Annotated in this window: 1 protein-coding gene; it reads right to left on the bottom strand. The window is 54.1% G+C overall.

Annotation, left to right across the window (positions count from 1 at the left end; all coding sequences use genetic code 11):
* Window positions 1-392: FGGY-family carbohydrate kinase (locus tag L696_RS28710; RefSeq protein ID WP_245233381.1), on the bottom strand; the 392-nt coding region annotated here is incomplete at both ends.

Raw genomic sequence — 392 nt, 5'->3', positions numbered from 1 at the left:
TCAGCAGCGTATAGCCGACGATAAGACCCGTCAGGTTCGTATCTACCAGCACAGAACGGTTGCCGTTCCACCAATCCAGTGCAAGCAATCCGGTTTCGCCCGGTTTGTATGCTGCCGCTTTGCGCTCCAGCCACACATGGACGTTTACGCCTTCTGCCGCAGCCTGCTCCTTCACCTCGCCGGGAACAGCATGCTCAACGAACCATGCAAAAATATCTCCTACCGCCGACTGACCAGCCTCATAGCCGTAATAGCCCGGAATAATTCCGTTTTCTACAACGCCGCACATACCTTCGACTTCTTTTTCTTCCTCACCGAGCAGCATATGACAAATAGAGGTTCCCATCGCCATGACCAGCTTGCCTGGTGTAACGACACCTACCGCCGGAACA

Origin of the sequence: Paenibacillus maysiensis (assembly GCF_000520815.1) — a bacterium.
In the GTDB taxonomy this organism is placed as follows: Bacteria; Bacillota; Bacilli; order Paenibacillales; family Paenibacillaceae; genus Paenibacillus; species Paenibacillus maysiensis.
The sequence above is the reverse complement of the archived record's forward strand: the minus strand, read 5'-3'. Positions and strand labels throughout refer to the sequence as shown.